Below are 16,550 nucleotides of genomic sequence, written 5' to 3' on the forward strand. Positions count from 1 at the left end.
AAACTTTTCTTTTCACTTTCGTCTCCACCTATAGCTCTTATTCTGGCTGCACAAGCACTATCTACTTCCTTGAATCTTCTTATTGCCTTGTCCACTTTATTTATTGTTCTATCCATATCTCCTTGCATTCTTGTTACTTGTCTTGAATAATCTCTTAGCTGATCCGTTGCCATTTTTATTCTTGAGGAGTTTTTATCTACTTGCAGTTTTGTTATTGCTGAATTTATTCTACTATTTAATTCCGTGCTTTTATCTCTTGCTCTTTTTAGGTTACTTTTTACTCGGTTCATTTCTGCATAGTCTATTCCTATTATTCCATTTCCCGAATTTATTAAACTCAACTTCTCTCCCTTCTTTCTAACTGTTTTTTATAGATTTCTTATCATTTAGAGTTATTATTATTGATTCTAGTCCTTATTCCATTAAAAATATTATCAACTACATTAAATTTAGGTCTGTCATCTTCTCTATCACTGCCTGTACTTGTTCTGTGGGCTATAACATCTATTATGTAATTATCAGCAATCGGTGTATACTCCGGTATCTTAAATACTACATCCGTCTCAAGATTTTTCTGTGGAGTTATACTCATTGCATTTTCTCCATCTCTATCTAAACTGTCATCTATTTCAGAAAGTTCATCTGGATATGTTATTTCAAGTTTATCTGGATATCCACTTGTGAATATTTTTAATATTGCATATTGCCCACTTTCAAATGAATATAATCCTTGGGTATCTGGATTGTAACTTGGATTTTGATATGGTACAACATACGCATACACTGTAAAAAGATCCAATGTTTTTGAGTATATCTTTCCTACATTTCCTACATTGTCTTCAGTATATATATCAACATTTATATACTCTGTTTTATTAGGATCATATGGAAATAACCCATAAGCATCTGTATTATCTAATGTCCAATTACCATTTACATTGTTTAATTGTACTGTTTTTGCTTCAATACCATCTTGTTGTGTTCCGTCTTCATCACAAGGATAAATTTTAGCATATACGGACTTTATTCCCGATTCGTTATCATATAGGTTTACTACATTTGCACTTATGTTAAGATTTGAATCCATGTTTACACTTGTTCGCACATTGCTATCAACATTTGTATTTTCAGTATCCGTAAATCCTGGAGCTATCCCATCTATTTTAAGTTCTGAATAATTTACGTTATTATATGAAAATCCACTGCTATAACCATCCCATCTATTATATTTGTTCATTTCTTTTGTTCCAATTTCAAGGTTTAATCCATCTTGACCATTTATTGTCATAGTTGCTGATGTAAATTCTCTCTCCATCCCATTCCAATTTTTAGTTGATACATTTGCCCTACTAGGTGAATTTCCATTTTCATTAATTCCTCCTGAAACATTAAAGTCTTGTACTAAATCATCACCTTTTTGAGTTCCTACATCATTCGAATAATTTCCATCAGCATCCATATATTTATCTATACTTACAGAATTATTGTTAGTTGATTTTATGATTATTTCATTATTACGTATAGTTCCTTCATATTGAGCGTTTTGCCCATAGGAATCCGGATATACATCAATTCCAGTATCAGTAATATCAGTATTAACATTTGCTGGTATCCATAAATCTGAGCCATTTAAATATGTATGTAATCCATTTGGAAATGAATTTGGAAATGATACAACTGTTGAATAGTGTACTGGAGAAGGTAATTGTCTAGAATATAGCATCATAACAGCACGTCTGTATGAATTCCAATATCCATCATAATATGAGCCTTCCTGAATTCCTTCAATTGCATTGCCATCACCTGGGTTGGTCGGATTATATGAATCATCTAAATATTCATTGTGACCTTCGTTATTATCGTGAAAACGATATATTTCTGAATTTGTTAACCATTCACAACCATAATAATTCCACCCTCTTCTATCATCATTTTCTAAACCTGTGCTTCTGTCACGTCGATTACTTATAGTTATAGTCTGGGAGTCATCAGGATATGGAGGGGTTGTAAAAGGTTTACTGCCTGAGATATGTGGATCATTTATATTATTAGACAAAACAAAATTTAATCCATAATCATATTCTAAATTTCCATCGTTAATCATTGGTTCAAATATATGTTCTCCATCACGTGCTATAACTACACTTGGTTTAAATACAAATATTGATATTATTCCCACAAAAAGAATCAACACTATATATTGAACTACCTTGCTTCTTATATTAAAACCCCCTAAACACCAACATTTTGTAATTTATTTTAGCTCAGAATCTAAGATTGAGAATTGACTTATAGCATAGTTTAATTCTTTTTCTAAATCATCTATTTTTTTTATATGTTTTTTCATGGCCTCTTGCATTTGTGGAAAATGATTTAGAGTAAAACTTTTACTAGTTGCCCCTTTCCACTCATTCTCTAAATTATTAACAGCTGACTTCATACTATTTAGCATAGAATTCAATTCATTTTTATAGCTTTCATAAGCTTTTGCTGCATTCTTTAATTTATTTACATCAACAAGCACATCTGGCATTTTCATCCCTCCTCAAAAAATATTACATTATTAACAATATAATATATGTGGCTATTGCAATACTTGGGCACAAAGGCTTTCTGTGATTTAAATCAGCTTTCTTTGTAACAAGCATAAATATCCCAACAAGTCCTGAAATAGACATTGACAAGATTATATCAATAATAGCTAATGTATTGTCTTTAAAAATAATAAATGATATTATTACAAAAACATCTACATCTCCATCACCAATCCAATTAAGTCTAGAAAATACTTTTAGCATAACATAACTAAAAAAAATACTTACAAACGAATCTATACAAACATTGTTTTCCATTATGTTTATAGCATAATAGACAAACGATATAGATAGCATTGGAAATGTTGTAATTTTATAAATATAATGAGTAAAATAGTCAATATATGCTGTCATTGTTATAAAAATTATTAGAATAAAATATACTATATATTCAAAGTTTAAACCTACTTTTAAATACAATAGTATATTTAAGATACTTGAAACTATACATAGATTAATCTTATTTATTAATTTACAACTTATATGTTGTGAATCTTTAATGTTAATATACCCGATTAATTTAAATGAGCTTACTATAAAAAATATAGATACAATAATTAATATTAAAATATTTTTCATTCAGATACCTCAAATGCATCCTTGTTAATGCTTATCATTTTCTACTTTGATATCGCCAGACTCAGTATCATCCAATACCTTGTCAACCTTAATTTTTCCAACATTGATTGCATTTTCTAATACATCTGCATCATTGGCACTAACTATAACATTAATAGTAGTAGCTGGCTTGTCTTGTGAATCTCTAGTGATTATGCTCCCATCACTAGAATATGTCTTAGATACATATGCACTTTTAATCTTGGTTTCTGTTATAACTTTATTAGACGATGAGTATGTCATCATTATATCAATTTTATCTCCTTCTCTTAGTTCTCCTCCAACCACATCAGAAATATCACTCCCCTTTATGGATATTTCTCTTTTGTCGTCTATTTCATCTAATTCATCATCAACCTTAGATAACATGGATGATGATACAACTTCATTTTTATATATGTTTTCATTTATAACTGTATCCATTAGGTCTTCTTTATTTTTTATTGGATTAGGTACTATTTGTTCATTTCTTCTTTCTTCTAGTTTAAATAAATGGTCAAAATTTTTCTTATTTATTACATATCCTTTTTCTATTTTATTTATTTTAGCCACATACACTTCAGAGGAACCATTTGGATTGTATATTTTTCTCTCAATATACAAGATAAATGTAAATGATGTAACAGTAATTATTAGAGATATTATGAATACCATTATCTTGTTTTGCACAAAAATTTCACCTCTCTATTTGTCGATATTAGATTCCTCTTCACATATAACATGCTTTTTTACATTGAAAATAGGATTAATATCAAATTCAATTTTTGCATATATAGTTGTATAATTTACGATGTTTCCCTTAGGAGTTTTTATTGTTCCTTTAGCATTATTATTGTACACTTTTGAAAAACTTCCATTTTTATATGTTATAACTTCAATATCGTTTCCATATAGATTGTATATTTCAAAATCAGATATTGTTACCTTACTTTTTATAAAATTAGCTTTACTATTTGGATTAAAACTGTCATTTACATTTAAATTTTCTTTTAAATAAGTTTCAAAAGTCTGAAATGCTGTATTATAATCTGTTATAACTAATTCATTTAAATTTTGACTTTTTCCTAACACATCTGTATCAATATCTTTAAATGCTGCTAGTTCACTAGTGCCTAAATCATCATTAACCATTTCACTTTCGGCTTTTACTTGTCCTAAACTGGTGATAAAAACTATGAGAATCATTACAATCATTAGCATAAAAAAAACAGTAACTTCAACAATTATACCTCCATCTTTTTTCTTCATTTTGTGTTAAAAAATTTAGCTGTAGAAGACTTAGTTATTGTTACAGGAACAGGATCTGTAACAGTCCTCAAACTAAAATCTGAGAAATCTATTTTTTTTACCTCTTCTTTAAAATTAATTGTCAAAGTTACTTTATCCCCATATTTTGTATCACCAACTTGTATAGCAGATGCATCTACACTTACATCCGTCATTCCTGACTTTGTAGCCTCCGTTTTTAAGTTTTCTATGTCATCTGATGACAAAAAACCATTTGTCTCCATCTCCAATATATACTTCCTCGCTATTTGATTTGCATTATTATACACTATAATTGTTTTTGCATAATATATTCCATAAATCATTATTGCAAATGCAAATATGATTCCTAAAATCTGTATAAAAAATTCTTCAACTTCACCCTTCTTTTTTTTCATAAAATTCACCTTTTAATTCTTAATGCATATCATTATAACTATTACTCTTATGAATTTGTTGTTGACTGAAATAAATTGCTTATTTTGTCATCCAATGAGTTAACTGCGTCACCAATACTGGTTGAGATTGCAGATCTATAAATAAAGCATAATACTACACCTACTGCTATTAAAACAAGACTAACTACTAATTTATCATCGCCTAACTTTTTTGTTAGTTTATTGCTACATAATTTTGATTTTAAAGCCATATATATATATAACATTATAACTTCCTCCTAAATTCTAAAATATAGTACTCCAACCTTGTGATATTTCTGTTATTAATCCGAAAAACACCATAGACAATATTCCAACATACATCATTACTTGTATAATATCTTTATAAATTTTTATGCTTTCAGTCTGCTCCTGTATTATTATAAGATTCATTTCTTTTTGAGAATTTGACAAATCATTTAATGCTTGTTCGATTTTTCCTGTTATTAAAGATTGTTTTATAGTCAAAGTAAATGCTTCTATTTCTACAGAATTAAAATTCTGCTCAAATTTATCTAGTGCTGTGTTTATATTTTTTGTTAAGTTTATTTCAGCGCATAATTCTGCCAATGCCCTTTTTAATCTTTTGTTTTTAACCATAAGATAAGCCTCTGTTAAAGCTGAACCTATAAAAACTCCCGCCGAAGTTTGTATATTTAAAAAGTCATATACATCCGTCAATTGGATTTTTATCTTTTTCATCTCGCTTCGATTATCTAAAAAAATTATTAGTTCTATTAGGTAAAATCCAGCAAACGCCAACAATACTGCTAAAAACGGATTACTTAAAAATATCACAAATATTATTATTGAGCTTATAAATTTTGTGATTATAAATCCCCCAGGAGACAAACTAAGTGGATTACCATTCCTTTTTAAGTAATTATAAATTCTTTCATAAGAAAAATATCCTTCTTTTCGATTCCTTAGTAATCCATTGACTTTAGCATATTTTATGCCATCTTTTTTCTTATGATATTTTATATGTGTTAAAATGTAATAACTTCCTAGAAATATACTAAATCCAATTATAATGTAAAGCGCCAATATTATAATTTTTATTTTTATCACCTACGCTTAAATTTTAATAATTTATTTTATCAAGAGTAATAAACTTAAACATAGCAAACAATACAACGAATAGATTGTAACCCATTATAATATTACCTATAAATGTATTTTTTAACTGGAGAGCTAAACCATCATCAATTTGTAATACAATTTTAAACAGTATGATACCAATAATTATTACAGTTATTATAGCTATTCTTCCTTGTCTTACTTCTTTTTTTCTTCTTTCCTTTTCAGAAAAGTAATTTTTCATTATTACTCTAGACTTGTTTAATATTTCTTTATAGTTTGCCTCATATTTACTACATATTTCCATATTCTTGATTAATTGCTTAAATCTCTTGCTTTCAATTTTATTTTCAAAGTTTTTAAACGCTTCCTCTTTAGTCACACCTTTTTTACATTCAAATGTAAATTGCCTGCTAAAGGTTTTTAATGGTTCTCTCATGTATGGCAATGCTTTTTCCATTATTTCAATAATATCTGAATTTGTAGATGTTAAATTTTCCAAAGTATTTATATATACTAAAAGTTGATCATCAATTTTATCATAAGTAATTTTAGATAGTTGCCTTAAGGATAAATATATAAAGAAGATTATTATAAAAAATATAGCAATAGAAAATAATATTTGTCCAGATATTTTTTGAAATAATATGGATATAATTAATGCACTAGTTATAGAAAAAACAATCAATATTTCACCAGTTACGAAGGGAATATAGCTCCTTAAACCTGAACGCTCAATTAATAAATCAATCTTTTCTAAAAAAGTTATATCTTCTGTTTCTCCTTCTAATAAAATATATACATCTCTATTTTTTCGTCTTTCTTCATACTTAGAACTAAATTTTCCAAATATATTTCCTATATATCCTCTTAACTTAATTTCTCTGAAAACATCAAATAATGTATATAATAAAATTAAAACCAGAATTAAGAAAAGTATTCTAACCAAAATCAAAAATATCATCTTATTCACCCATAATACTGTTTCTAAAATCGCAATATTTCTTTTTGTTTTTTATCTTATCACAACTATCATTTAATCTAACAAAATTAGATACGTAACCATCTTTTTTTTCATTTATTTGATACTCATAAACTCTATTAAAAATTAAATTTTGCTTTTCATAGTCAAATCCACATACCTCTGATATTTGCATTATTTTAAAATCCTTCATAAATATTAAAGTATCAATATTGCTTAACATTTCAAGCAATTCGCCCTTTTTCATATCACTAACATATTTCATGTAATGCACAATCTTATTTATGGCTTCTTCAGCACTATTACCGTGAACACTTGCCATACCTATGTGTCCTGTATATATTGCATTTGCCATGTCATATGCTTCTCCACCCTTTATTTCTCCAATAATAAAATAATCTACGTCTGACAAAAGTCCATTTATAGAAAGATCTCTCAATGAATATTGAATCTTTCCATCCCCCTTTGCTTGCTTAACTTTCTGAAAAATCATATCTGGATGTTTATTAGTAAACAATTCTTCTGCCTCTTGTATTACAAGGCACGCGGCATCTTTGGGAATTTCATCAATTAATGCATTCATCAAAGTTGTTTTACCACTAGCTCCTTTTCCTGTAAAAAACATTGTTAACCCACCATTTATAGCTTCTCTTAAATAAGTTTTAATATCATCATTAAACATATCTAACTCCATTAATTTGTCTAAATTATATTTATCTTTAGGTATTTTTCTTATTATTAAGCATGGTAAATCATTTGAATTTATAAATTCTGAAGATATATTTATTCTTAAAATAAATTTTTTACAACTGTTCTTATCTGTAAACTTTTGTATTGCATTAATTTCACTTAACATAGAGTTATTTTTAGTTGCTATATAATTAATATATTTCTTTAAACTTTCTCTACTTGAAAATTTTATATTAGCTTTTTTTCTTTTGCCTTTTGTCTTTATTCTTATATTGTCATAATCAATAGTTTTAATATCTGTTATATCATTATCATCAATTAATTCTTGTAAAATTCCATATCCCCATACATATGTTTCAAATCTTTTTAGTAATTCAATCACCTGAATTTTGGTAAGATATATCTCATTTGTTTTCAAAAATATTAAAATTTCATTATTTAAATCTTTTTTTTGTCTAATTCCTCTTTCAACAGAATTAATAAGACTTGCTCTATTAACTATAAATTCCGACAGAATTTTATCTATAATCAAATCATAATCAACCTGTAAATTTAATCTATCGTGTTGCCTGTTTTCTTGGTTATTTATAACTTCATTAATTTTCTCATCTTTTTTTCTATTTAATGATAAAAAACTCAATCTGAATATCATCTCTCTCTAATAACATATTTTTTACTAAGAAACCTCATAATTTAAATATGAGGTTTCTCTTAGTTAAATCATTTCTTATCTTAATTTAGAAGCAATCTGATTATCTGCATCTTGCATAGCTTTAGCTACACCTGTTAACTGCTGATTGATTTCATCTAAAACAGTTACAAATTCATCTAGAGGTTTTTTTAGTTGATCAAATTTCTGGAAAAAGGCACTTTGTGATGCACCTTGCCAAGTACTTTCTAATCGTTGTACTTCACTTCTAAGGCTACTTAAAAGTTGTGCTGTAGTTTGAGAACCTCTCTTAAATTTTCCTGCTGAATTTGTAAGCTCCTGTGGTGTTATAGTAATTTTTGATGATGCCATAATTCATTCTCCTTTCGATTTTCAAATTAATATTTAAACACATTATAAAAACATTTTATGATGCGTTAAAAGCATATTTTAAACATTATATTTGTGGAATTTTTATTCTATCATATCCATCATTTGATATTATGTATCCATCCCCTGGCTTGATAGGTTTCTCATTATTCCCATATCTTACATTTATGTTGAAATAGTTTTGATACTCGACACTACCCAATAATATTCCTCTATTTTTACTCTTTACAACATCCATAAATGGATGATTGTATGATAAGTTATTGTATTGATCTTCTTGTCCTGCTGCAATAATAACTAAACCATATCCATTGTTTTTATTAACAATTTCCGTTAGAAAATCATTAATTTCATACTCTTCATTTAGAGCGCTCAGTGTTTCATCTATATTATCTATTAAGATAATTTTTTTAATAAATTTATCGATTATATCATTCTCTTTAACTTTCCCCTTGCTTTTACTTACTTCTTCATTAATTATATTTTTTCTATAATCAATTTCTTGTTTCATATTCATTAAAAATTCTTTTATTTTATCTATTTCAGTAAAATACCCTTTCACTGAATCTAGTGACAAACTGTCCATTTGTGCCAATCCATATGAACTAGAATCCAGCACATATACTTCAAAACTACCTTTATTCATAACTTTATCCATGGTATATATAGCTGACTTCAAAACATTACTTTTTCCAGCACCCTCACCGCCAATTATTGGTATGAAATTTACGTTTTTCAAGTCTATAGTTGCACATTCAAATTCATTTACTGATAGTCCAACAATAACTTCATTAGCTTGAGTGTTAAATATCGTATTTTTAATGAATTCATCAATATTTAAAATTTGAGGAATCATTGGAATAGGTGTTGCTTTTTTACCTTTCCAATTCTCATTTATCTTATAGATAATGCTTTTTATATTTTTAGATCTTTCTGCTTCGCTGTCTCCTTTTGCAGGCAATGCAACTTGAATTTCACATATTTGCTCTTCCTTTATAAGTCCTCTTCCTGGATTATCAGAAGGGACTATATTTGCTCTTCCAAAAACATTGCTATATTCACTTTTATCAAGACAGTTAAGTACAATATTTGTTTTAAAATTAGAACTTGTCTTGTATCTTACCGTTGACGAATTGGATGCAGTTAATATTAAGTTGATTCCTAAATTAGTTCCTTCTCTTGAAAATTTAGCTATATCATCCTCATAATCCTCATATAATTCCATAAATGCAGCAAAGTTATCAATTATTATTATAATCTGAGGCAATATTTTTCCTGTAGCCTCTCTATATGAAATAACATTACTTACACCCTTATCCGCTAATAATTTCTTTCTTTTATGTATTTCTTTATAAATAAATTTAATAATATTTTTCATTAACTCGTCATCATCTGTTGTTATTACTCCACCAACTTGTGGAGCATTTTCATACATTTTTAAAATTCTTGTTCCAAAATCTAATATATATATATTTACATATTCAGGCGTATACATCTTAATCATATTCATAATTATAGTTTGAAGTAAAGTTGTCTTACCTACTCCAGGTGAACCAATTATAAGCAAATGTCCATTTTCACTAAAATTAACACTTAAATCCGTTTGAGTTTGCTTTTCTGGATTGTCTATTTTTCCTATACAAGGATCTATATATTTCTTATCCTTTTCCCATTTGTCTAAATTAAATTCACCTATAATATCATCCAAATAAATGATATCTTCTAAAGGTGGTAGCCAAGGTCCTTGAAGTTTTTTAATATGATTTTCTATAGCAACTTCTTTTATTTTATCTATTATTGCATCAAGTTGTGTCTTTCCATCTTTATTTTTAGTATCATCCTTAGAAGAATATACAATCTTTCTATTTCCATCTATAAGAACTTCTGATATTTCTAATTCTTTTTTAGTTACATCGTCATTATCGTATTTTTTCGCTCCACTCCAAGCTGACTGAAATAATTCAAAAATTTCATTATTTCCAACTTGAAAATATGCTCTTCCAGGTTCTACTATATTTGCTGCAAGTGGTGATTTGATCATTTCATTACTATCTTCAGTATTTTGAACCTTTAAACATAATTTAAATTTAGAGTTTGACCATATTTGGTCATCAACTACTCCTGATGGCTTTTGTGTTGCAAGAATTAAATGAACTCCTAAACTTCTACCTATTCTAGCTGCACTAACAAGTTCACTCATGAAATCAGGTTGATCACTTTTCAATTCTGCAAATTCATCTGCTATTATAATCAAATGTGGGATTGGTTCTTTTGCAGTGCCATTCTTAAATAATTTTATATATGAATCTATATGATTGACGTTATTTTCTGCAAACATTCTTTGTCTTCTTTTTAATTCACTCTTTATAGAAATAAGCGCCCTATCTATTTGATTTCCATCTAAATTTGTTATTGTTCCAATCAAGTGTGGAAGGTTTCTAAATTGATTAGCCATTCCACCACCCTTATAATCAATTATAATAATTCCCAAATCATACGGATGATAATTTATAGCTAAAGATGCTATATAGGTCTGTAATATTTCACTTTTACCAGAACCTGTAGTGCCTGCTACAAGTCCATGTGGCCCATGAAATTTTTCATGCAAATTTAAATATACAATTTCATCTCCAGCTTTTAACCCAATTGGAACAGCCATAGTTTCATATATCTCATTTTTATTCCAGTAACTAATCATATCAAGGTCATTTTCACTTTTAATATTATATAAGTCAAATAATGTTAGATAACTAGTTAGAGAATTCTTGGTATATGAGCTTTTCACAAATATAGGCGACATTCTCCTTGAAAAATTCATGCATTTTTCTAATTCTACGTCATTAAATTTTACTTTTTGTAATTCATTTCCTTTATCAATATCTTGAATGTTAACATTGTTGTTATCTATTACTTCAATTAACTTTTTACTTTTCTGTGGTATCAAGCCTATATGATCATAAACAAATATCCCAGTAGCTGCATAATCCTCATCTGATTCTAATATAGACATTATAGGTTCATTTTCTATTAATGAATTATCTGCAATAATAACTACATAATGTGGCAAAATTCTTTTTTCATTATCTTCATATTCATTATTTCTTCTATCTTTTATCTCACTGTATAAAGAATTTAAAACATTATGTGCCGCATCTTTAGTGTCAGCCATATATCTCATTTTTTTATTGTTATCCCATACATGAGGAAGCCACTTTGCCCAACTCCATTCTTTTTCTTCATCTTTAGGATGAAGAATTGCTATTTTAACTTCTTCAAAATAATGTAGCGTAGCAATCTTTATGATCAGATTTTTTATAAATTCTATAGTGTATTGTCTATTGCCATATATTCCTATTGGAAACTCTTTAGTTAAATTTATACAAATCGGAATATTATCCGCTTTCCCATATACATCTTTAAGTTTTCTTGGGTCATCCTTTAACTTATCTTTATCAATTTCAACTTTCATATCTGGAACCTTAATATTAAATGACAAGTTACCAGTTCCGTTTCCCATTGATACACTAAGAAAGTCTTTATGTTCTGGTCCTCTTTCCCACATTTTTCTGTCGAATTTTTCCACAATGTCTATACACTTTTTTGTATCTGGATTCATTTCATTTATACTTTCAATAAATATTTTTCTTTTTTCTATTATAAGTTTTTCTTTATCTTTTACATATTGTTTATAATTTTTGTACCTTTTAAATTGTTGTTTTTTTGCTTTCACAGTCTGCATTGAAAAGGCAATAATTGCAACTATACCCATTAATGCTGCCATTGCCACCGAGTATCCCATACTTGTTTTGCTTTGAGATCCATTCATTAACATTGTAAGAAATATTGTCCCTGCCAACGGGATCATGGTTATTAATAAATTGTTTTCTCCACTTTTCATTTTTTGTGGAGGATCATCTATTAAAATTTCTTCTTCTGGTAAATTTTTCAGTAGCCGTGGAGATCTGTAAAAGCATGGATATTCCAGTAATGAATCCTTAGAAGTATCTTGAATCTGTTCTAGTTTATTTACAATTATTTTTTCATTTAATTTTGACATCGCTAGTGTATCATTTTTAAATAAAAACCTATATCCACAAATTATTATAAAATCATTATCCTTTAATATAGCTTTTCCATCTACTCTTTTTCCGTTTAAATATATTCCAAATTTACTTTTAAGATCTGAAAGATAGAATATATCTTTTTCCTTAGAAATTAAAGCATGATTTTTTTCTATCATATCATCGTTAATAATAATATGACTTGATTTTGAACTACCTATCTTTAAAGTTCTTACTTTATCTAAAGATACTATTTTGTCGTAATTCTCATTTTCAGCAACAAAATCAATAAAATAATTTATTTTAAATAGTTCTATTTCTGTTTCTGCATTTTTAATTACAATCTTATCACCATTTATGATTGGTCTTCTGGTTACCTTTATACCATTTATAACACAGTATGAGTTTTTACCATTTGAAATTTGCCATCCATTATCATCTCTTATAAATCTAACATTAATGTCTGTTTCTGTTTTAATATTTAAATTTATATTACATTCTTCAGTATTACCAATTAAAACAAAATTCGAATCGAGATGATCTAAATCAACTTCTTTATAAAAATCATCATTATACAATATTAAAACGTTATAGTAATCTAAAGCATCTACCATATATAATCACCTTTTCCTAAACTAAACTTATCTTTGTACCATCTGAAACATTGAACTTCTTTAATATGTCATTGCCCTTTAAAAAGCAAATTGGATTTTCAGCTTTTAAATAGTAACCAGTAATATTAATTTTGTTTTCTTCTAAATTTAAAGCCTTACTTAATACTGCACATATTTCTTTCACCGAAATGTCAATTGGTATTTCTAAATCTCTTTCTATAGATGTACCATCTACTCCAACTGTAACAATAGCTTTTTCCATATTCATCCTCCACCCTTAATAATCTAATACATTATTTGCTATCTGTTCAATATCCTCTTTAAATTCCGAGCAAATTTCAAAGCATTTATCAATATCATAAATTCCCTCAATATCTTCATAAAAGTTTATAGTTTGTATTACAGGCTTTGCGTTAATTGACACAATCCGTGGAAATAATTGTTCTTTTTTATTATTTAGTTTATTCACTATAAACAAAAAATTTTCCGTATTATCTAATTGAGTTAATAGCGTATCTATCTTATAATTTGATCTTTTATCTTGGCCTATAGAAATAAAAACGTTATTTGATTTTTGAAATAAGCTATAATATTTTGTATCAAGTGTTGATGGAAGATCAAAAACAACAAAATCAAACAAATTTACCTTTTGGATATTCTCAACAAGATCCTTTATATCTTCATAAGTTAATTCTTCAATATCCAAAATACTATCAGTAACTCCAAAATAATAGAATTCTAAATCACTATATTTATTTATACTTGAATTTAAAATTTCAGAAAAATTATTACTTCTATTTTTTATACTAATTATTAAATCTGATAAATTATATTTAGATTTTGGGAAATTATTTAGAAATATTTCTGTAGATTGTATATTTTCCAAATTTACATACAATACTTTTTTGCCCATTTGTCCTATGGAATATGCCGTACTTATTGCCAAAGTGCTTGTCCCTATTCCACCGATTGGCGAATAAAATGTAATTACATTTGTATCTTTATTATCTTCTATATTTTTCCCATCTACTTCATATTTTTTTATTATATCTTTACATATTTTTTCTGCTGACTGATATTTTTTTATACAGCTATGACCATCATATTCTGATAGACTTTCCGTTAATATAATTACAAATCTATCTTTAAGTTTAGATATATTATCTTTAAATAATTCCAAACTTATTAAAATAATTTCTGTTTTCTTTTGTTTTTTAATATACTCTTCCATATATAAATAATCAGTGAAGCAAGTTGTATTAAATATATTCGAATAATTTTTATTAATATAGTTCATAAGATTTTTAATATATCTTTCATCACTATCAACTATAATCATATTATACTTTTCCATGAACTTCCCTGCCTTTAATTCCTCTTTTTCCTAAAACTTAAAACAATTAACACCACAAGTAAAATTAGCACAAATATCATTATACTCATAACCATGATAAAAAATTGCTTGTCATCTACACTAAATAATAAAACTATACTTCCGATAAGCATCACAACAATAAGCTGCAAAATAAATAACTTATTAGATTTATTATTGGTTATTTTATCTAATTGTTGTACATCCCTGTATTCTCTGTATCCTAATTCTTCATCATTCTCTTCATTATTTTCATAGTCATCTATATCAAAATCTGAAAAATCCAATCCATCTATATCTTTATAGTTTTCTTCAATTATACTTTTCTCTATATGACTATTCTTATCATCATTTTGTTGATTTTCATAATTTTCGTGACTTCTTAACTTATTATCAATTTCTTTCAATATTTCATCATAATCACCTGTATTCTCTATATCTTTTCTGTAATTCAATTCACTAACATTCTCTTTATTATACAAATAGAATGCTTGTTCTAATTTTTCAAAAGTAAAATTTCTACTATTTATAATTCCAACTATCTTTTTTTCATTACGACTTAATTCTTTTTTTATATTTTTAAATTTATCGAGTATTTTTTTACATATATTTGCAAATTCATCCTCTATTGAATACTCATACCTCATATCCACTGGTACAAATATCATATATATTAGAAAACTATTTTTATCAATAAATATATACTTCAAATTTAATATTATTTTATTATTGTCTAGCATAAATTCATTGCTAGAATTTATTGTCTTCATTATTGATTCTATAATATTAAAAAATATATCTTTCCCAAACTCACGGCTATTTATAAAATGTTCCAAAGTTTCTTTTCTTCCTACGTCATATACAAGTTTTGTTACGTTATCTAATCGAAATACTTTTACATCTAAAAATGGTAGGGAAGGATTATTCTGTATCATATTGATTTCAAAATCTACAACATCATTAAATTCTTCTAAATCAATAGACACACACTTTTTATTTGAAACTACTTCTTCTCTAAAACTTAATTTCTGCTTACTTATCATTTCCAACCTCTTAATTTTTTAATGAATTTTAAAGTTTATGTTTTTTTTTAATTTAATTGAATTATACACTCATCAATGTATTCATTCAATTAAATGTTAAATTTGTAGTGTACATTTAAAATTCGACATTTTTTTTATTGTTAACCTATAAAACTACAAATAGCTTCGCAAATAATTTATATTAACGCATATAAATTATCTATTATTCATATTTTTCAATATTATTTAATATATTTTAAATATATATTAAACCATGTATTTTTCTCTCTACTGTAGTAGCTATTGCAAAAGAAAAGACTAACAAAAGAAATTATTATCCAATGTTAGTCAGCATTTTTTATTATTTAGGTTGTAGCTAGGTCAAATACTGGTCACTTCGGGGTCATAGCAAACTGTTGGTACGTCTATTTTGGGTTGCAAGGACGTAGTTTGAAGCGGATTGCTCCCCTTATTTTCAACAATTTCTTACGAATGCTAATTAATTCATAGATTTTCTTATAAACTCATTTGGACTCGTATAGTTTAAGCTTCCATGTATTCTTTCCTCATTATAGAATTTTATATATTCATCAATAAGCAAGTATCCATGAGTAAAATTTCTAATCTCATTCCAAGCTATACATTCTTTGGAGAGAAGTGAATGAAAAGACTCAATATGAGCATTATAGTTTGGTGAATTTGTTGGAATGAGCTCATGATAAATACTGTGTACCTTACAAAAGTGTTCGAATTTAACAGAAGTGAATTGAGGACC

The 16,550-nt window shown here is 27.0% G+C and carries 17 protein-coding genes; all 17 read right to left on the reverse strand.

Annotated elements, in window-relative coordinates; genetic code table 11:
• Positions 1–341 (reverse strand): hypothetical protein (locus tag B8978_RS18265; RefSeq protein ID WP_139796091.1); only part of this gene is annotated, 341 nt, incomplete at its 3' end.
• 41 nt (positions 342–382) lie between these two features.
• Positions 383–2,179, reverse strand: coding sequence for a hypothetical protein (locus B8978_RS18270; RefSeq protein WP_139796092.1), 1,797 nt, complete (start codon positions 2,177–2,179; stop codon positions 383–385).
• 75 nt (positions 2,180–2,254) lie between these two features.
• Positions 2,255–2,533 (reverse strand): WXG100 family type VII secretion target, encoded by a 279-nt coding sequence (locus B8978_RS18275; protein WP_176212751.1) that lies wholly within the window; start codon positions 2,531–2,533, stop codon positions 2,255–2,257.
• A 22-nt stretch (positions 2,534–2,555) separates the two neighbouring features.
• On the reverse strand, positions 2,556–3,173 hold the full coding sequence (locus B8978_RS18280) for a prepilin peptidase (protein WP_084117724.1): 618 nt from the start codon (positions 3,171–3,173) through the stop codon (positions 2,556–2,558).
• A 24-nt stretch (positions 3,174–3,197) separates the two neighbouring features.
• On the reverse strand, positions 3,198–3,881 hold the full coding sequence (locus B8978_RS18285; RefSeq protein ID WP_084117725.1) for a CpaB family protein: 684 nt from the start codon (positions 3,879–3,881) through the stop codon (positions 3,198–3,200).
• Between the two features lie 15 nt (positions 3,882–3,896).
• The gene (locus B8978_RS18290) at positions 3,897–4,460 is read right to left on the reverse strand and encodes a hypothetical protein (RefSeq protein WP_139796093.1); all 564 of its coding nucleotides are present in this window, start codon (positions 4,458–4,460) and stop codon (positions 3,897–3,899) included.
• Complete coding sequence (locus B8978_RS18295) at positions 4,457–4,876, reverse strand: hypothetical protein (RefSeq protein ID WP_084117727.1); 420 nt, start codon at positions 4,874–4,876, stop codon at positions 4,457–4,459. The genes B8978_RS18290 and B8978_RS18295 overlap by 4 nt, the downstream gene beginning before the upstream one ends.
• A gap of 47 nt (positions 4,877–4,923) precedes the next feature.
• Positions 4,924–5,142: a hypothetical protein gene (locus B8978_RS18300; RefSeq protein WP_084117728.1), complete on the reverse strand. Its 219-nt coding sequence runs from the start codon at positions 5,140–5,142 to the stop codon at positions 4,924–4,926.
• 19 nt (positions 5,143–5,161) lie between these two features.
• A complete protein-coding gene (locus B8978_RS18305) occupies positions 5,162–5,986 on the reverse strand; it encodes a type II secretion system F family protein (protein WP_176212752.1) in 825 nt (274 codons plus the stop codon).
• A gap of 13 nt (positions 5,987–5,999) precedes the next feature.
• Complete coding sequence (locus B8978_RS18310) at positions 6,000–6,959, reverse strand: hypothetical protein (RefSeq protein ID WP_084117730.1); 960 nt, start codon at positions 6,957–6,959, stop codon at positions 6,000–6,002.
• Position 6,960: 1 nt separating this feature from the next.
• Positions 6,961–8,307: an ATPase, T2SS/T4P/T4SS family gene (locus B8978_RS18315; RefSeq protein WP_207651899.1), complete on the reverse strand. Its 1,347-nt coding sequence runs from the start codon at positions 8,305–8,307 to the stop codon at positions 6,961–6,963.
• Positions 8,308–8,394: 87 nt separating this feature from the next.
• The gene (locus B8978_RS18320; RefSeq protein ID WP_084117732.1) at positions 8,395–8,688 is read right to left on the reverse strand and encodes a WXG100 family type VII secretion target; all 294 of its coding nucleotides are present in this window, start codon (positions 8,686–8,688) and stop codon (positions 8,395–8,397) included.
• 85 nt (positions 8,689–8,773) lie between these two features.
• Positions 8,774–13,381, reverse strand: coding sequence for a type VII secretion protein EssC (gene essC, locus B8978_RS18325; RefSeq protein ID WP_084117733.1), 4,608 nt, complete (start codon positions 13,379–13,381; stop codon positions 8,774–8,776).
• Between the two features lie 16 nt (positions 13,382–13,397).
• Positions 13,398–13,643, reverse strand: a complete 246-nt coding sequence (locus tag B8978_RS18330) for an EsaB/YukD family protein (RefSeq protein WP_084117734.1) — start codon at positions 13,641–13,643, stop codon at positions 13,398–13,400.
• Between the two features lie 15 nt (positions 13,644–13,658).
• Positions 13,659–14,735, reverse strand: coding sequence for an AAA family ATPase (locus B8978_RS18335; RefSeq protein ID WP_084117735.1), 1,077 nt, complete (start codon positions 14,733–14,735; stop codon positions 13,659–13,661).
• A 14-nt stretch (positions 14,736–14,749) separates the two neighbouring features.
• Positions 14,750–15,796, reverse strand: coding sequence for a DUF6382 domain-containing protein (locus tag B8978_RS18340; protein WP_084117736.1), 1,047 nt, complete (start codon positions 15,794–15,796; stop codon positions 14,750–14,752).
• Between the two features lie 478 nt (positions 15,797–16,274).
• Positions 16,275–16,550 (reverse strand): integrase core domain-containing protein (locus tag B8978_RS18345; RefSeq protein ID WP_139795984.1); only part of this gene is annotated, 276 nt, incomplete at its 5' end.

It is taken from the genome of Clostridium acidisoli DSM 12555, assembly GCF_900176305.1.
GTDB classification, from domain to species: domain Bacteria; phylum Bacillota; class Clostridia; order Clostridiales; family Clostridiaceae; genus Clostridium_I; species Clostridium_I acidisoli.

Excerpts from the sequence above, each read along its gene's own strand:
- B8978_RS18340 (WP_084117736.1), bottom strand. The coding sequence starts at position 15,796 with ATGATAAGTAAGCAGAAATTAAGTTTTAGAGAAGAAGTAGTTTCAAAT.
- B8978_RS18310 (WP_084117730.1), bottom strand. The coding sequence starts at position 6,959 with ATGATATTTTTGATTTTGGTTAGAATACTTTTCTTAATTCTGGTTTTA.
- B8978_RS18300 (WP_084117728.1), bottom strand. The coding sequence starts at position 5,142 with ATGTTATATATATATATGGCTTTAAAATCAAAATTATGTAGCAATAAA.
- B8978_RS18320 (WP_084117732.1), bottom strand. The coding sequence starts at position 8,688 with ATGGCATCATCAAAAATTACTATAACACCACAGGAGCTTACAAATTCA.
- B8978_RS18330 (WP_084117734.1), bottom strand. The coding sequence starts at position 13,643 with ATGGAAAAAGCTATTGTTACAGTTGGAGTAGATGGTACATCTATAGAA.
- B8978_RS18290 (WP_139796093.1), bottom strand. The coding sequence starts at position 4,460 with ATGAAGAAAAAAGATGGAGGTATAATTGTTGAAGTTACTGTTTTTTTT.
- B8978_RS18280 (WP_084117724.1), bottom strand. The coding sequence starts at position 3,173 with ATGAAAAATATTTTAATATTAATTATTGTATCTATATTTTTTATAGTA.
- essC (WP_084117733.1), bottom strand. The coding sequence starts at position 13,381 with ATGGTAGATGCTTTAGATTACTATAACGTTTTAATATTGTATAATGAT.
- B8978_RS18295 (WP_084117727.1), bottom strand. The coding sequence starts at position 4,876 with ATGAAAAAAAAGAAGGGTGAAGTTGAAGAATTTTTTATACAGATTTTA.
- B8978_RS18275 (WP_176212751.1), bottom strand. The coding sequence starts at position 2,533 with ATGCCAGATGTGCTTGTTGATGTAAATAAATTAAAGAATGCAGCAAAA.
- B8978_RS18335 (WP_084117735.1), bottom strand. The coding sequence starts at position 14,735 with ATGGAAAAGTATAATATGATTATAGTTGATAGTGATGAAAGATATATT.